Origin of the sequence: Hyphomicrobium sp. (assembly GCF_019753045.1) — a bacterium.
Lineage (GTDB): Bacteria > Pseudomonadota > Alphaproteobacteria > Rhizobiales > Hyphomicrobiaceae > Hyphomicrobium_B.
On sequence record NZ_JAIELN010000001.1, the window covers coordinates 105,813 to 121,997 of the forward strand.

At 58.0% G+C, this 16,185-nt stretch carries 10 protein-coding genes and 4 pseudogenes; 4 read left to right on the plus strand and 10 right to left on the minus strand.

Going from position 1 to position 16,185, the window contains the following annotated elements; genetic code table 11:
- Positions 1 to 4: 4 nt before the first annotated feature.
- The 3 genes from bcsS to K2Q04_RS00485 form a co-directional block, all read right to left on the minus strand.
- On the minus strand, positions 5 to 1,432 hold the full coding sequence (gene bcsS / locus K2Q04_RS00475) for a cellulose biosynthesis protein BcsS (protein ID WP_291157820.1): 1,428 nt from the start codon (positions 1,430 to 1,432) through the stop codon (positions 5 to 7).
- Positions 1,433 to 1,628: 196 nt separating this feature from the next.
- Positions 1,629 to 5,723 carry a Pls/PosA family non-ribosomal peptide synthetase gene (locus K2Q04_RS00480; RefSeq protein ID WP_291157824.1) on the minus strand — a complete coding sequence of 1,365 codons (4,095 nt, stop codon included), beginning with the start codon at positions 5,721 to 5,723 and terminating at the stop codon, positions 1,629 to 1,631.
- A complete protein-coding gene (locus tag K2Q04_RS00485) occupies positions 5,620 to 6,453 on the minus strand; it encodes a 4'-phosphopantetheinyl transferase superfamily protein (RefSeq protein ID WP_291157827.1) in 834 nt (277 codons plus the stop codon). Before K2Q04_RS00485 ends, K2Q04_RS00480 begins: the two co-directional genes overlap by 104 nt.
- A gap of 158 nt (positions 6,454 to 6,611) precedes the next feature.
- Between K2Q04_RS00485 and K2Q04_RS00490 the strand changes: the two genes are divergently transcribed.
- The gene (locus K2Q04_RS00490) at positions 6,612 to 7,469 is read left to right on the plus strand and encodes a peptidoglycan DD-metalloendopeptidase family protein (RefSeq protein WP_291157830.1); all 858 of its coding nucleotides are present in this window, start codon (positions 6,612 to 6,614) and stop codon (positions 7,467 to 7,469) included.
- 103 nt (positions 7,470 to 7,572) lie between these two features.
- Positions 7,573 to 8,109 carry a VOC family protein gene (locus K2Q04_RS00495; protein ID WP_291157833.1) on the plus strand — a complete coding sequence of 179 codons (537 nt, stop codon included), beginning with the start codon at positions 7,573 to 7,575 and terminating at the stop codon, positions 8,107 to 8,109.
- Between the two features lie 349 nt (positions 8,110 to 8,458).
- On the opposite strand, the gene K2Q04_RS00500 is transcribed toward K2Q04_RS00495, so the two are convergent.
- The 6 genes and pseudogenes from K2Q04_RS00500 to K2Q04_RS00530 form a co-directional block, all read right to left on the minus strand.
- Complete coding sequence (locus tag K2Q04_RS00500; protein ID WP_291157857.1) at positions 8,459 to 9,061, minus strand: substrate-binding domain-containing protein; 603 nt, start codon at positions 9,059 to 9,061, stop codon at positions 8,459 to 8,461.
- Positions 9,062 to 9,163: 102 nt separating this feature from the next.
- Positions 9,164 to 9,379 (minus strand): annotated as a pseudogene (locus tag K2Q04_RS00505) (LysR family transcriptional regulator); the annotation flags it as partial.
- Between the two features lie 173 nt (positions 9,380 to 9,552).
- Complete coding sequence (locus K2Q04_RS00510) at positions 9,553 to 11,022, minus strand: efflux transporter outer membrane subunit (protein WP_291157835.1); 1,470 nt, start codon at positions 11,020 to 11,022, stop codon at positions 9,553 to 9,555.
- Positions 11,016 to 11,915: an efflux RND transporter periplasmic adaptor subunit gene (locus tag K2Q04_RS00515; protein ID WP_291157838.1), complete on the minus strand. Its 900-nt coding sequence runs from the start codon at positions 11,913 to 11,915 to the stop codon at positions 11,016 to 11,018. Before K2Q04_RS00515 ends, K2Q04_RS00510 begins: the two co-directional genes overlap by 7 nt.
- A complete protein-coding gene (locus K2Q04_RS00520; RefSeq protein WP_291157841.1) occupies positions 11,912 to 12,139 on the minus strand; it encodes a DUF1656 domain-containing protein in 228 nt (75 codons plus the stop codon). The genes K2Q04_RS00515 and K2Q04_RS00520 overlap by 4 nt, the downstream gene beginning before the upstream one ends.
- A pseudogene (locus tag K2Q04_RS00530) lies at positions 12,136 to 14,198 on the minus strand (FUSC family protein). The gene K2Q04_RS00520 and the pseudogene K2Q04_RS00530 overlap by 4 nt, the downstream one beginning before the upstream one ends.
- A gap of 377 nt (positions 14,199 to 14,575) precedes the next feature.
- Here K2Q04_RS00530 and K2Q04_RS00535 point away from each other — a divergent pair.
- On the plus strand, positions 14,576 to 15,340 hold the full coding sequence (locus tag K2Q04_RS00535; protein WP_291157849.1) for a YggS family pyridoxal phosphate-dependent enzyme: 765 nt from the start codon (positions 14,576 to 14,578) through the stop codon (positions 15,338 to 15,340).
- Positions 15,337 to 15,525: pseudogene (locus K2Q04_RS00540) on the plus strand (pyridoxal kinase); the annotation flags it as partial. The gene K2Q04_RS00535 and the pseudogene K2Q04_RS00540, both read left to right, overlap by 4 nt.
- 84 nt (positions 15,526 to 15,609) lie before the next feature.
- Here the strand turns inward: K2Q04_RS00540 and K2Q04_RS22135 are convergent.
- Positions 15,610 to 15,762 (minus strand): annotated as a pseudogene (locus K2Q04_RS22135) (hypothetical protein); the annotation flags it as partial.
- Positions 15,763 to 16,185 lie beyond the last annotated feature (423 nt).

Here is a 16,185-nt window from a genome sequence, read left to right on the forward strand (position 1 = left end):
CGCGTCAGAAATCGACGCGCAGCATCGATCCGCCGTAAGCACCTTCGCCGCCGGCTCTCGTTTCGCCGCTGTTGTTCACGAACTGCTGGCCGACGTTGAAGGTCAACTTGGCCGGGAGACCACTCCACCAGAGATGGAATGGGATCGTTGCGAATGCGCCGACGCGTGTCGCGATGTTACCCTCGTCGCTGTAAACGGAGCTTTCAGGTCCGAAGATGAAAGTCTTCGCGTTGTAGCCCACGCGAGCTTCCGCGTAGTACGAGTTGAAGGCGGTCGAGTAGCTGCCTTCCAAGCTTCCGTACAGCGGGCTTTCATCGTCGGTCTCGAGTTCGACGGCGACTTTGAAGCCATCGGCGCCACCGCGGACGTCGTTGTTCGGGTCAAAGGGTGACAAATGGATGTTGCGCACCTCGTAGCCGAGGTAGGCAATGGCGCTCCAGTTGGAGAAGACCCATTGATAGCCGAGCATAATGTCCAGCGACCGGTCGTCCGCATCTACTGTTGAATTGACCGGCTCACCCGCCTTGTAGTTGTAATCCGCGATGATGCCCTGCGTGCGAAGCAGGAAGCCATTCTTGTAAAGATCGCCGCTCAAGCCGAAGACCGTGCCGCCGTAGTAAGCAACCGCGTCATTCGCTGCGTCGATTCCGTTGTAGGTAATGACCTTCGGGCCGCGATCTTCCGTGATCGGGTCGGGGTTCAAAACTTTTGAGCGGTCGAGTTTATAGACGAGCCCTGCCTGCACCGTCCAAATCGAGGGAACTTCGCGGTCTACGAAATCGACCCCGTCAACGGTCCCGCTATTCGTAACCCTGCCTGAGAAATCCGAATAACGCGCCTCGCCGCGCAGATAGAAGTTATCGGAAATCCGCCGCTCGATGCCGCCGCCGACAAAATAGCCGCCGAAGTACTGGCCGCCCCTGCCGGCAACCGGCGGTCCGCCGCCGTCTGGGTCTATGTCCCACCATCCATCATTGGAGAAGTGAGCCTGTGTGTAACCGCCGGTCGCGTAGACCAGCGTCCGCTCGTTGACCAGAACGCCAGCGCGCGCGCCGATCGCCCATGAGCGGTCGATCGTCATGGCGTTTTGAATGTCTTCGTTGCCGCGATTCAATTCGGAGACCGAGAAGTCGGCGAAGGCGCCGACAACGAAGCGGCTGCCCACCTGCCGGTCGATGCCGTAAATCAGCGAGACCAGGCCACCATCGGCGAATTCATTTTTGGACGAGGTCGTGCCCTCGCTATCGTGATAGTTGTTTTTCGAATGGTTCTGCCCGAAGCCACCGCTGACTCCGAAATATATTCCCGACCAGCTCGGCACTTCGACCTGAACTGGCGTGTCTTTCAAAGAGAAAGGTCCATCGGCGAGCGCGGGCGCGACCATTGCGGGCATCGCCGCTCCGCATGCCATCACCGCAAAAAGTTTCTTCATTGGTCTTCCTCAAGCACAAAGTCGCGAGCGCAGACGACCATCCTCAATACGAAGACGTCGAATCACGGTCTGATACTTCTCTCTACGGTAATGAGGGGATGTGATTCGCGTGCCAGAGTCGAGTTTGAACGTCAATGATCAAATGCGTAGGCGCCGCGGTGATGTCCGCGGTGCCACAGTTTCACATTAGTTGTACTCACACGGGGACGTGTAGCAACCCGATTTGCCTTTTCACCAGCCGCGCTGGCCTTCTAGGTTGTGCATAAGAGCGGCCGTCGACGACCCGCAGATTGTTTCTTACGGCGACCCTTGCCTTCGGCAAGGCAAGAGGCTCGCACGGCGTGCCGTGCCAGCGCGTCCCGGCCGGCAGGACGTCGCCTTTCATCAGGACCGATAGCGCACCGAGGTTCGACGCGGCGTGCATTTCCGTTCCGTAGAGAACGACCGCCATATTACCGACGGTGCAGCCGTCGCCGATTTTGATGTGATCGGCCTTGAAGACCCGATCCTCGAAGAGATGGTTCTGGATCGTCGCGCCGACGTTCAGGCACGCGCGGTCACCGATGTTGACGAGATCGAATTCGGAAAAGAGTGTCGTTTCGAGATAGCACCACTTCCCGATTTTGCAGCCCATCATATGCAAGCACGATGAGATGAACGGGGTCCCCATCAGCGGCGTCATGGTTGTCGCCGCCACTGTTTCGTACACGCCATTCACGAGCTCGTTGTTCCAGATGAACCGGCACCAGAGAGGCTTCACTGTCGGCGCGATACGGCCGACGAACAGCTGCTTGACAAGAGCCGTCAGTACAATGGACCCGGCCGCAAGAGCCGCCGCGACAAACGGAATGCCTGCGATCACGATCCAGAGCGGCCAGCTGCGATAGCCAATTACGAGATAGCTCGCTAACGCGATGCCTTCCGCGGCGACGATAAAGCCCGGCAATAGTATGCGTAGCGTATCGGTCATCGTCCGTGCGATCTTCGCGCGGCGCGTCGGCTCAAATATTTCCGCGTCGTTGAAGCAAACATTGGGCTGCGTTTGCGGGAGAGCAAACCCGGGCGAACCCAGCCAACGCGTATGGTCGGGAATTTCAGAGGCGTTCGCCGGCGGCGTCGACGCGACGCCAATCAACGCGTTGTCGCCGACAGCGTGACCGCCCGGAATGAGCGCGCTGTTGCCGATGAACGAGCGCGAGCCGATGCGCACTGCTCCGATCTCGACCGTACCAGCGTTGACCCGTTCTCCGCCGATGAGGCAAGCGTCGGCCAGGAAGCTGCCATCGCCGACATCGAGGAGACTCGGCGTAACATGGGAAACGGTTGAAACTTCCGAGCCCGCGCCGATCTTCGCGCCCAGAGCGCGGAGAAAGACCGGGCAGTAGACGGTCGCGTAAACCGGCAACAGGATGGTCTGCGTGTTCTTCAGCAGATAGCTGACAAACCAATGCCTCAGGTAGGCGAGGCTGAAAACCGGCATTTGGCCAGCCTCGGACGGCTGGAGCAGGGTAACAATCGTAATTGCGCCGATCGCGTAGGCCAGGACTCCGACCGGTACCGCGATGAACGCGCCGATCGCGCCACCGAGCGGACCACCGAACGACAGTCCAAGCGCAATGATAATGGCGGATGGAATGATCGTCGCGATCAGAAAATATCCCATCACGTAAATGAGCGCGAGATGCAGCGCTCCGAACGTGAACGTTCGCAGCAGCGTCGGCGAAGGCGTCGTGGCTTCAGGAGTTACGACTTCCGCCAAGAGCGCCGGCGATCCGCGGCGGCATTCGTAACTTCCCATAGCGGTGCCGTCGGGTAGCGACGACATATCGTCGAGCCGTGCGCCGTCGCCCATGCTCGTGCCGAGACCGAGATTGCAGTGCATGCCGATGAAGCAATTCTCGCCGATGTCGACCCGTTCGATAACGAGGTAACCGTCCTCAACGCGATATCCGAGGATCTGGCTTTCGAGACCGATGCTCGAACCGCGGCCGATCGAGACGACGTCGTAGGCGCCGCACAGAGATGTCGACAGCAAGACGTTGCGCCCAATCTTGGCGCCCATTGCGCGCCAATAGAGATTCATCAACGGCGTGCCCACGAACATTTCCGACCAGCTCAAGGCTTGGAAACGGGTCACAAACCACCACCGGAAGTAATAGAAGCTCCAGAGCGGATAGCGGCCAGGTTTGACACGACCGATGACGAGCCACTTGAGCGCGATGCTCAAGAACAGCATGCTCGGCCAGATGGCGAAGCCCACAACGGTCGAAATTTGCGCCGCGCGCTGCCACGTGATCTGACCGTCGACCACGGCGGTCGCGATCAACACCATATACGCGAGCGGCGCCAAAATAATGCTGTAATACGCCGCGACACTCAAAGCCTGGAGCGACACCGTCGTCCAGCGCATCAACGGATGCACGCTTTTGAAGGCTTCCTCCGATACGTCCGCCTGCGCCGGGTTTTCCTGTTTATCTGCGCCCATGCGGCTTTCGAGAACGGAGGCGAGAGCCCGTACGGAGCGATGTTCGTAGAAGTCGCGAACCGAGATTTGAACGCCCGCGATCGCTTCACGCACGAGGCTCGCGCACCGCGAAGCCAAGAGTGAATGTCCGCCGAGATCGAGAAAGAAATCGTCGGTGACCGAAATGCTCGGCAGGCGAAACGCTTCAGACCAGGCCGCCGCGATGCGCGCCTCGAGTTCGCTTGCAGGGGCGACGATATTGCCGGTGCCCTTCAGCAGCGTCTGGGGTTGGGGGAGATTTTTCCGGTCGACCTTGCCGCTCGTCGACATCGGAAGCTCGTCGATGACGTCGAGATATTGGGGCACCATATATGCGGGCATGCGCCGTCGCAGCAGTTCGTCGACCGCTTGACGATCGAGACTTTCGTCCGCTCCGTGACAGACGACGAAAGCCGCAAGCTCCTTGATGTCGTCTCCGACCGCGATGACGGCTGCCGCCGCGGCCTTGATTTGAGGATGCTCCATCAGGACGGCTTCTATCTCGGAAAGCTCGATGCGAAAACCGCGGAGCTTAACCTGATCGTCGAGGCGCCCGAGAAAATACAGTTCGCCTTCATGCCCGAGCCGCACATGATCGTAGGTGCGATACAATCGGCCTCGCTTTGCCGGTTCGAATGAATCGGCAACAAAGCGCTGATCTGTAAGCGCTTCGAGACGCCTGTAGCCGCGCCCGACACCACCACCGCCGATGAACAGCTCGCCGTTTTCTCCGGGCGCCACGGGCTGGAAATTTTCGTCGAGCACGTGCGTGGAATAGCCCGGTAGAGCCCTGCCGATGGCAACCGGCTCGCCGCTTACGCACTCATGCCACGTGGCAACGACGGTCGCCTCCGTTGGACCGTACGTATTCAGCATTCGGCGTCCCGGCTTTGCCCACCGCGTCACCAGCTCTTGCGAGCAGGCTTCGCCGCCAAGAACGAGCGTCGTCACAGACGGCAGATCGCGATCGATCATCGCGAGCATCGTCGGCACGGTCGAGAAATAACTGATTTGCATATCGTCGATGAATTGGGCGACGTCTGCCGGCGACCTTTCGACTTCTTCGGGCGGAACGACCAACGTTCCACCACGAGAAAACGCAGCCCAGATTTCTTCCACCGATGCGTCGAAGGCGGTCGAGAATCCTTGGTAGACGCGATCGTTCGCCGTCACCTTGTAGACTGAGCGCAGCGATTTGACGAAAGCGACGACGTTGCGATGTTCGATCATCACGCCCTTTGGGCGACCGGTCGAACCCGATGTGTAAATAATGTAGCTCAACGCACTCGGATGGATTTGCGCATCGAGCAGAAGGTCGACGGACTCGTCCGATTGCCCGGCCAGAACGTGCCGTTGCCGATCTGCCAGCAGGAGCGGTGTCGAGACTTTACCTTCGATCACGCCTGCGAGCGCGTTCTCCGAGATGATTAAACGCAACTGCGCGTCATCTTCTATTGCGCGGATACGCTCCAACGGCGAACGCGGATCAATCGGCACATAGGCGGCGCCGGCTTTCAAAATGCCGAGAATTGCCGCGTAAAGCTCCGGCGATTTCTTAAGATAGATTCCGACGAGATCCTCGGCGCCAATTCCGCAAGAAACCAAATAATTGGCTATGCGATTTGCGGCCGCATCAAGCTCTTCATATGTGAGCGTTTCACCCGCAAATTCGATTGCAGGATGATCAGGCCGCCGCTGCGCTTGGAATTCGAAATAGTGATGGAGGAGCCGTGGCTCTCTTATTCGCCCAGTTTCCAGCGAATGCCGATTTGGTTCGTATACTGACACGGGCTTCCTCGATCGGCTGACGCCACGAGCCCCCTTCTCCCTTGCGGCCGCCCATTGCGACAGCCACGGAAAGTCGATGCCCTTGGCATTTGGCGATCCATGTCCGGAACGTTACCGGTTCGCGCTGGCGGTTCTGATGTTCCGGCCAAAGGCGATCGTTGCGGGGATCAAATGCAACTGTTGATGCTTCAGCAATTCCGGTGCCAAGCATCTTGAGGTAGGCTTCTTTGAGCGCCCAAAGCCGAGAAACCGCCGTTTCCCGCTCCCCCACAGCCATCGATTTCAGTGCCGCGCGTTCATCAGTCGTGAAGACGTCAGAAAGCCATGCGTCATTCGTATCAGCGATGGCATTTTCAATATCGATACCAATTGGACCGCACGTAGATACCGCTACAACGGACGCCCAGCGTGTGTGAGAACAGCTGAAATTCAACGCATTTGCGTTGTTCGCTAACGTCGGCTTTCCCCACGCAGACCTTTTGAAACTCCACTCGTGCGGTGCCGTCCGGCCGCCAACACTTTCAGTCAATGCTTTTCGAAGAACGGCACGTGTCGCAAGCGAGCGACGACGCATTTCGACGTTGCGTATCGATGCGAACTCATCGATGTCGGCTTCGGTCGCCGTCCCGAAATGCTCCGCAAGGTTACTTGCGGTGGCGTGTGGCACGTACCAAATTCGTACACCCGGGAATTCGTGCTCGGCTTCGAACGCATTAACAGAGATTTCCACCTCTGCCCCGCGCGCGGGAGGACTTTGGGTTAATTTCCCCGGAAAAGAAAATAGACGAGCCATTTTTGCAATCAATGCAGTCGAACACAGACGCGCGTCGTCGCGGGTCGCATGCGATCTGCTCTAAAAAGAATTTGGTGTTAATGAAATGATAAACTATGCTTACTGATCAAATTGCTGATATAAAGGTAAACTGCATTTTTTTGTCAAAAAATCAGCGACACTTTCAAATCGGTGTCGCAAGGGTATTGGTATTGAAGATTCTAGCGAGTTTAAAGGGCGTGCTTTTACTTCGGTATGCGTTTTTTATCGTCGTTGGCTTCTTCGCCACGCTCGCGGCCACAATGGGAAATGCCGCTGATTCTGACGACGCACCTAGTGTTACACCTAGCGGCTTAAAACCGAATTACCCGGCGGATTACAATTGCACACCCATTTCCTCACCATATGGGAGTTGGATTGACGTCGACGGTACGCGCCGCGATGAAATTCATACCGGCGTCGATGTCGGCCGATTGGGCGAATGGATATTGGCGCCGGCGTCGGGAACAGTGCGCGCGGCTTGGAAGGCAAATTGGAAATGGGGCACCGAAGGCGCCCTCCTGATCCAGCATGATCGTGACGATCTAAATCTTACCAGTGGGCCGAAATTCTATTACTCCGAGTTCGATCACCTGGACTTCGACGAAATCAAACATTTCAGCGAAGGACAAAAGGTGAAGCGCGGTGACCGGCTGGCTCGCGTCACGCATCCCGGTGAAAACCAGACCTATCTGCCGGAGGTTCATTGGGAAGTCTGGAAAGCCGATCATGATGAACTGACGTGGCGTACCAATCGTTACGATGCACCTGATTGGTGGAACGACAGCGCGGAGCTTATCGACCCTCTATCGCTTCTTGGTCTGAATAATCCGCCGACAGAGGATAAGCGCGTTGCCATTGTCCCCTTCGTAAAAGGCAAAGACTACGACGGCTTCCGCGGATTTACCTATATTATGCCGTGTACTCCGAAGTGAGCCGTATTCCGCACCGAAAACCTCTGTGCGGGGTCGTGCTCATTGTTGGCATTACGCTTGCTTAGGTGTCTCCAAATTCGATCCGAACCAGGAGTGGGGTCCCATGTCCCAAATTATTTCGAAGCCGCGCATCGCCGTTATCACATTATTCTCGGCTGTATTCGCCGCTTTCTTTTCGCTCCCGGCCAATGCCCAGAACGCAGCACCAGCCGCACAGGCCGATAACGGAAGCGTGTGGTGGAACGAACTCATCAGCGCCAACCCGGAGCGCAGCCGCGATTTCTATGCGGGCGTGATCGGCTGGACGCCGAAGATCGTTGCGGCGGAAGATACCTCTCGTCCTCCCGCTGCCGGGGAAAACGAATACACTCTATTCATGCAGAACGGCAACGAGAGCGCCGGGCTCGCGAAGTATGACGGCAAGGAGCCGACCGATCCCAAGCCTGGCTGGCTAACCTACATTCAAGTCAGCAATGTCGACGATGCCGTTGTCGAAGCCTTGAAAAAGGGCGGTAAAGTTCTCAAGGCTCCGACCGATGCCAACAACATCGGCCGACTTGCGATTGTCGCCGATCCTGACGGCAATCCCTTTGGGCTCGTCACGCCATTGAGCAAAGATTCGACTGCCGCGGGACATTAGAGTTTCGAAAGTCACCGCGAAGATCGGAGCGTTCCATCATAGGCCCGGAGGGATCCGCAATCCCTGCCGGGCCTTCATGCTTTCAACCCACTCACGGGCAACCCATTAATTTCTGAAAGCCCTCAAGGGAACGCACCCTGCTCGGAAGGCGTTGCGAAATTGATCGGAATGCTCCGTCAGACGATTAGGAAGAAGCCAAGGAGGCAGGGATGGAAAACGGCAACGATCCTCCCAGAATTCCTTTCCCCACGCAGGAGCCCGGAGAGCTTCCGACCCTGCCGCCTGCTCCGAAGGAGCCGCCCCAGCCTTCTCCGGTGCCGCTCGATGAGCCCGAGGCGGCCAATCGATCTTATTTGCGTGCTTGGCTTTTCGAGCCGCCATTTACGAGCCGTGACGAACAAGCACGAAGTCCCTCGCGTATATGGGCGACAATAGTCTTGTCTGCCCGCGGAGAATGCACGGCATATGCAGAATAAGAAAATTCTGGTGCGCTCTTCACCAGAGATAGTCGCCCATCCCGCAAATAGGGATCGATGAAGCCACGTCTAAAATATCCGCGGCCGCCGACAGCCAAGATGTATTCAAGCGCAAGGGGACCGTAGCTGACGGCAACGGCAGAGGCGCCCTCATCGGGAAAGGTGGAATAATAAGCGCCGGCGAATTCCTCACCCCAATCGATTTGAACGGTTTGGATCTCGTCGATCGGCTGCGTGGGATGGCTCGACTCTGCCAACACTAACTTTTCCTCAAAAATGAGTTCAGCTACCAGTCCGGGGCGTCGGGGTGCCCCGTAGAGAATAGCGGCGTCGAGCGAGCCTTCTTGGACTTGGTCAATGAGCCGGTCAGAAGTATCGACACGCACCGAAAGCGCCAATGCAGGATAGGTTTGGCGCATCCAGACAAGCCACAGAGGAACGATCGGATGAGATATGCTGAGTTCCGCCCCCAACATCACGACTGCTTCTTGGGCTTGGGACAACCTGATGGACTGCGTCGCCTGGTCTGCGAGACGGACAAGGCTCACCGCGTATCTCTGAAACTTCTGGCCGGCCGGCGTCAGCTGTGTGCCAATCCTATTGCGAACAAAAAGCGGACATCCGAGCTCTTGTTCGAGGACTCGGATGCGCGCTCCGATTGCCGTTTGCGTAACATGCAAATTCGCGGCGGCCGCCACGAAACTTCCCGTCTTAAGAACCTCGAGAAATGTTCGAGCAGCAGTGATGTCCATCTTGTTCCGAATCCAACAAACGAAAATCTCGAGGCGATGCATAGGAACGCTGTCGCCGAGCCTTTTACATGCCCAAACGGAAAAAAAATATCGTAATGCGAGGAAACGGCTGACCCTGACCCCGCCTCGGAAGGTCCAACTTCAAGCATCAGATGCCGTTGGAAAGCGATGCGCACGGGAGAGACGAGAGTAGAAAGCCCCGCAATCAAGTTCCGTCAGCCGGACTTTCCCTGTGAAACCGCATTTCCGGACAAGCGCGATTTCTGCACCTGCGGTACCTGCCAACTTCCGCCCAGAGCCAGGAAGATTGCAATCTGGTACTGACTGACGTCCGTTTGCCCGGCGGCATAAGCTTGCTCGGCTGCCGCAAGACTGCGGTCGGCATCCAACGAGGTCAGCGCGTCCGCACTGCCTCCTTGCCACAACCTCCGGGCATCGGTCGCGACCTTGCCGGCTCGGTCCCGGGCATGCCTTAGGTTTTCCAACCGCTCGAGACTGTATGCGTAGTTAGTCATTGCGCTTTCAATTTCACGAAGCGCAACGAGAACTGTCTTGTCGAACAGCGCGAGGCTCGCATTGCTTCGCGCTTCAGCGCCGGCAACGCGCGCGCGGGCCACGTTGTGATTCACGTTCCAACTGATCATAGGCCCGACGCCAAAGCGATTGGTGAGCGGCCCAAATAGATCCGTAGCTGCGCCCTGGGTGCCGATGGATGCTCCGATTTTTACGTCCGGATAGAGTTCCGCGGTCGCGACGCCGATCATCGCCGTCGATGCCGCAAGCCGGCGTTCAGCGGCGCGAACGTCCGGACGGCGGCTGAGAAGACCGTGAGCATCTCCCACCAGGATCTTCGATGCCAATTTCAATGGCCGCCGACAGTTGAGTAGAGAACGATCGTAGCTTTCCGGAAGCTGCCCTATGAGCGTCGTCAATCGATACGCCGCATTGATTTGACGTGCCTCGAGCATGGGAATTTGCGACTTGAACTGCCGATAAAGGCCCTCCTCCCGATCAATGTCGAACGACGCGACGCGGCCGTTCGTTGCCATCGTGCGCGTCAACGAAATCGTCCGCAGCTGAATGGCAGCTGTTCGTCGCGCGGACTCCAATTCGCTTCCGGAGTTGCAAATGTCCGCATATGCGCGAGTCGTATCGGCGACAACGTTCACGCGGACAAGATCGCGCGCGGCAACGGCCGCCTCGTCATTTGCAGACGCCGACTCGGTGCCGCGCTTGATGCCGCCGAACAAATCAAGGTCATAGTTGATGGCGATCCCGAGATTGGCGATCTGATGCTGGGGCGGCTTGATGTGGCTAAGGTTGGCTTCGGCGGATTGCTGGACGTAACTCGTCTCGAAGGCAGCGCTTCCGTTGATCTGGCGGCCGGTCTCGGCTTCCGCGAGCAGCGCATGAGCTTGCTCAAGATTAGCTTCAGCGATGCGCAGGTCGGTATTGGCGCGCAATGCCCTCTCAACAAGATCGGAGAGCGTTGTATCATCATACAGGCGCCACCAGTCGGCAGCCGGCTCGCCGGAACTCGTCATCCCGGTTTTGGAAGCGAACGCCGCGTCCGCAGGAAGTGCATTTACGAGCGCCTGTCCGGGCAGGTGATAATCCGGACCGACGGTACAGCCGGCGAGAAGCGGTAGACATATCCCTATTGCCTGCAGGATGACTTTCACCACGGAAAGCTCCGCTTGACCGTCGGATTGCCGGGCCGCGGTTTGATTTCGACCGTCGCTGTCTGTCCGACGATCAGCTTGAGCCCCGCCGGAATCTCATCGATCGCGATGCGGACGGGAATGCGTTGCGCTAAGCGAACCCACGAGAACGAGGGATTGACGTTTGCCAATGCCGTTTCGCGCTCGCTGCGCTCGCGATCCGTGATGCCGGACGCTATGCTTTCGACATGACCATGCACCGGCTCTCCGACTCCCATGAGAAAGGCGACGGCTGTGTCGCCTACATGGATGGCCGGAATTTTGGTTTCCTCGAAATACCCTTCGATACGCATGGACTTCGCATAAACGAGCGCCGCGACTGCCTCTCCCGCCTTCATGTAAACGCCGGGCTGAAGGGTCATGTTGGAGACATACCCATCGACCGGCGCGCGCACGTTGGTACGATCAAGGTTGAGTTCTGCAAGATCGCGGGCCGAAGTCGCTTCCGCTACGCGGCCACGCAATTCGTCGACCTTGGCACCGCCCTGCTCAATCTTTTCGGCAGCGATAACGGTAGACATGGACCGATTGCGGCGATCCTCTCTCTCCGCCTGAGCATAGGTCGCCTGGGCGCTTGCAAGCGTGGCAACCGCGCGCTGTAGCGCCAGCTCATAACGCGGCCGGTCCATAACCAAAAGGATCTGGCCTTTATGGACATATTCATTGTCCTGAACTCGTACCTCGGTCACCAGTCCGGAAACGTCCGTTGCCACCTGGACGACATCGGCTCTGACCTTCCCGTCACGCGTAATGGGTTCGATCTGATATCGCTGCCAAAGCGCCTGAAGTCCCGCAAGTGAGAGCGCCACGAGGAGCAAGGTTCCGAGCGTGCGGCTCCAAAGCAAGCCGTTCATCATACGGGGAACCTTGTCGGCAAGAAGCGCCCGTCCGCGAGCACCGCAAGCCCCCACCAAAGAACCGCAAAAATTGCGATATCAAAAAGAGCAGGGCGCCAGCTGACCAAGTCTAAAGGCAAGCGATGAACCAACGGGCGCAACCAGTACGTCAGAAGGCTGGCGATGATTGCCCAACAAAGTGCGGCAGGAACATACACGCCGAAGAACTGTACCTCGTCGATCATGCGGCGATAGCTCGCTCTGTAAGGGATGTTGACGGAAGAAGGTTGCAACGAATGCCGACTGCGGCAAGCAGCGCCTGATGACGGATGGAATCATCCTCCATGGTTCGGATAGCTACAATTGCGTTGTCGAGCGCCGACCAGAAGCTGTCGTGCGGCGGCGACCAATCTCCAACGAGGCGACGTCTCCGAAACAATTGAGCGACTTCCGCCAGCAACGCGTCTATCGACCTCTCGATGCTTCCATGTGCAAATGCCGCTGCCCGACGCAGATGCAGAATATTTCGGCCAATACGGATGTCGCTGAGCCCGTCTGCGGCGTGTTCCTCGTCCCCTTCCCCTGTGACGGCGATGCGTGCCGCTATTTGCCCGGCGTGGTCGAGGGCATGTGCTGTCCAGCTTCCGAAATCAGGCTCGCTTCGCGCGTTCGCCAGGGATTCGAGCTCGCTCCATTGGCGTCTCACCATGCGCGCGCGGTCCACTCCGCACCGACGGACCGAAAAAGGCGCGTGACGGCAATCGTCACGACAATACCCATGACCTGCGCGATTCCGGTGTTCACGAATGAAGTGAAATCCGGCTGAAAGGAGTCGACGAAACCCAATCCCACGATAAGGCACGAGAACATCGGCAGCGCGATTGTCGAGCGCGCAGGATCGGCTTGGATGTAGCCGATCCCAATCATCGCTGGCGCGAGCGCTAAGGATAACATCGCGTAGCCATCCACGCACGGCAACACGACGAACATGTAGATCGCAGCGATCGGAAATGTAGCAAGCGTCGCCAAAAGATAGCGGCGGATCGCAGGAGCCGGATCCTCTTGCGCAGCGAAGGAGCATGTGACAAGAGCCGCGAAAGCCGCCGTCGCCGATCCTGCCGGCCAAGCGAGCAGGATCCATATCAAGCAGTAGAGAACGATAGCTGCCGCCGTGGCTGCCCCCGCGAGAACTGCCAGAGCACGATCCTGCGACAGCTGCCGAGGCTTCTCGTTCCCGTTCCCCAACGTTATGCGAGCTGGCTTCCCGTCGAGGGCCATGACGAGAGTCTCCGCCTCACGCACCGTTTCGATGAATTCGGCCAGCCGCTCCGCCAAGCTCGCCGCAATCAATGCGGACCAATCCGCGCGCGAGCTGCTTTTTCGACCTAACAATCTTGCGCGCGCTATGAGCTCGTCGGCATTCTCGTCCGCCCGCTGTCTATCTCTCTCTTGAAGCCAGTCGCGAGTATCGTCGATCAATGCCGCCAAGTCTTTGTCCGTTGGCTTGCCACTCAACAAGTCGACGCGGTGCGCAACAGCGGATGCAAGCGAAATCAGCGACGCGAGGTTCCGTTGCAGGGCATAGACCACTGCCCGCGTACTTGTGAGCCCGGGCATGTCGTACGGAAGATGGATCGCGACAATGCCGAGTTCCGTCACGTCGGCGGCTACGCGTTGGCGCCGCGAGTTGCTTAGATTTTTATGCTGAGCATCGAGTGCGCCATCCGCCCACTCCATCGCATCGCGGAGAAAGCTCCGCGCGCGCTCCTGAATGATTTCCCGAACATTCCACGGACGCATCACGGAATGAACCAGCGTGACAGCCACGATCGCGACAGTCATTTCCTCGACGCGCGAAATGGTGGTGGTGAAGATGTTGCCCGGATCGTCGAGGTAGGGAAAGCTGATGACCGCTGCGCTGAAGCCAGCCATTTGAAACAAAAAAGCACGCGGGGTCCGATCGGAGACAGCGAGATAGATGCATGTCCCCGTCCAAGCGGCAAGGCTGAGAACCAGAAGCTCCGGGGAATTTTGCAGATTCGGCACGAGCAAGATTGACGCGATTGCGCCGAGGACGATCCCGATCAGCCGATAGGAGACCTTAGGCCGAAGCGCACCGGACATCGGTTGCGCGGTTACATAGACTGTCAGGATGGCCCACCACGGCCGCGGAAGCTCTGCGGCGAACGCGATTCCCAGCGTTACGACGCAGGCAAGATAGCTGCTCAGCGAAAACAGGAGCTTGTGAAGATCGCAGAGGAAAAATCGATGGTGCCAAGCGGGCGCGCGAGCCGGTACGGACATGAGTGAACGGAATGCAATTCCCCCTTGGCGAGCGAGATCACGTCGAAGCCGTGCCGAATCCCGCTCACGTCACACGCGAAGCTGTCTCACATCCATCCAGACCATTCAAAATCATATAATTGCGGGGTGCCGGCAAAAAATGTTTTGCAACGCTGGTGAGGACGTTCGTCCTTCGGCCAGCCGACACATCGCAGTTCTGAATGCGCCCGTATCCTTCGCAGCTTGCCGGCGCGGCACTGTGCTTGCTCAACTGGATCACCCAAATAATCGCTAACTGGACGTACCATGTGAGCCAGTTTGGCGATAGTTTCGACTGGAGCCAGAGAGAGACAGGGAGTGGACGAGCCCGAGTGGTGATAGATCAACGCGATATCCGGATGTCGACCGCGGACATCGAACGCTTCGGCCGCGATCCACTCTCCAGCTTCCGAGCCAATTTGGCGTCGGTCGAGGAACGTATCGATAAAGCCCGCATGCGCGCAGGACGCGACTGCGGTTCTGTGCGATTGCTGCCAATCACCAAGACGGTGCCGGCGCATATTCTGCGGATTGCCTATGAGGCAGGTATCCGCTCATTCGGTGAAAACAAGATTCAGGAAGCGACAGCGAAACACGACGCACTTGCAGAGCTCGACATCGGCTGGTGTATCGTCGGCCATCTCCAGACCAATAAGGTGAAATACCTCGCGCGCTTCGCCAAAGAATTTCATGCACTCGATAGCTTGCGACTCGCCGATCTCCTCAACAGCAGGCTGGAGCGAGAGGATCGCTTCCTCGACGTCTATGTCCAGGTCAATACCTCGGGAGAGGAAAGCAAGTTCGGTCTGCACCCGGATACCCTGATGCCGTTCGTCGACGCGCTCGGTCAGTTTCCACGCTTGAAGCCGCGCGGTCTGATGACCTTAGCTCTGTTCAGTGCCGATACGGCGAAGGTTCGGCCCTGCTTCGCATTGTTGCGCCGTTTGCGCGATGAAGCCGTCAAGCGCAACGCCGCGCTCAGCGAACTCTCGATGGGCATGTCCGGCGACTTCGAGGAAGCGATCGAGGAAGGCGCCGACGTCGTGCGCGTTGGTCAGGCAATTTTCGGGAGGCGCCCGACCCCTGACAGCCACTATTGGCCAGGATTTGGGGGAGCTGCATGACGCGCGTCACCTCAATCCAAAGCCAAGTCGTCCACGGGCATCTCGGCGACAGCGCCGCCATCTATCCTCTGCGGGCGAAGGGGGCCGAGGTCGTCGCTGTCCCGACGGCGTTGCTCTCCAACCATCCGCACTATCCGACGATGCGGGTGCGGGTGCTGGAAGCGGAGCTGGTTGCAGAGCTGTTGTGAAAAGATGCGTGCGAGGCGTGTCATTCTCTACCGTGCTTCGCACGTGTTCAATAAGAGCCGCGAGCGAGTGCTTCGGCTCTTTTAGTGCTGAGGCCTTTCCTTTTTTCCGGCTTCAGCAAAAGGCGCGTCGGTTTTCAGATCTTCGATCGTTCGACGTTTCCACGCGGCGGCGAGACTTGTGACGCCAAGTGAACGCTTGATGAAGCGTCGGCCGATTGCCTCGGCGAGTGCGTCCGGAACACGACGTTAGTAGTGCCAAATGGCTCCGCGGCGTTGAAGATGATGAGTGTCGGCCACTGCTTTCATGTCCCGATGGATCTAAAGGGGCATACGTAAGTGACTGATTTGGTTGCCAAGTTAACAATTGTAGGTACTTAGCGGGTGGCTGGTGGAGCCGAGGGGAATCGAACCCCTGACCTCTGCAGTGCGATTATTGCCGGACGGGTTTTCCGGCGTCCATCGATGCTCGCCCAGGTTCAGTTCTAACGTATTGTCTTATAACAAGATTATGCCGCTATCATGTGATTCTTTGAACGCATCGGTGAACCTCAAGGCCTGCATTCCTGCGTGAACCCGGCGTGAACAGCAGGTCGCGAAAGAGGTCACCTGCGTGAACAGGATCTCTGCGCGATGCCGACACTGAAAGCCAATCATAGA

Bases quoted from the DNA above. Each gene is read 5' to 3' on its own strand.
- K2Q04_RS00515 (WP_291157838.1), bottom strand. From the start codon at position 11,915: ATGATGAACGGCTTGCTTTGGAGCCGCACGCTCGGAACCTTGCTCCTC.
- K2Q04_RS00520 (WP_291157841.1), bottom strand. From the start codon at position 12,139: ATGATCGACGAGGTACAGTTCTTCGGCGTGTATGTTCCTGCCGCACTT.
- bcsS (WP_291157820.1), bottom strand. From the start codon at position 1,432: ATGAAGAAACTTTTTGCGGTGATGGCATGCGGAGCGGCGATGCCCGCA.
- K2Q04_RS00535 (WP_291157849.1), top strand. From the start codon at position 14,576: ATGTCGACCGCGGACATCGAACGCTTCGGCCGCGATCCACTCTCCAGC.
- K2Q04_RS00490 (WP_291157830.1), top strand. From the start codon at position 6,612: ATGCTTACTGATCAAATTGCTGATATAAAGGTAAACTGCATTTTTTTG.
- K2Q04_RS00500 (WP_291157857.1), bottom strand. From the start codon at position 9,061: ATGTTGGGGGCGGAACTCAGCATATCTCATCCGATCGTTCCTCTGTGG.
- K2Q04_RS00495 (WP_291157833.1), top strand. From the start codon at position 7,573: ATGTCCCAAATTATTTCGAAGCCGCGCATCGCCGTTATCACATTATTC.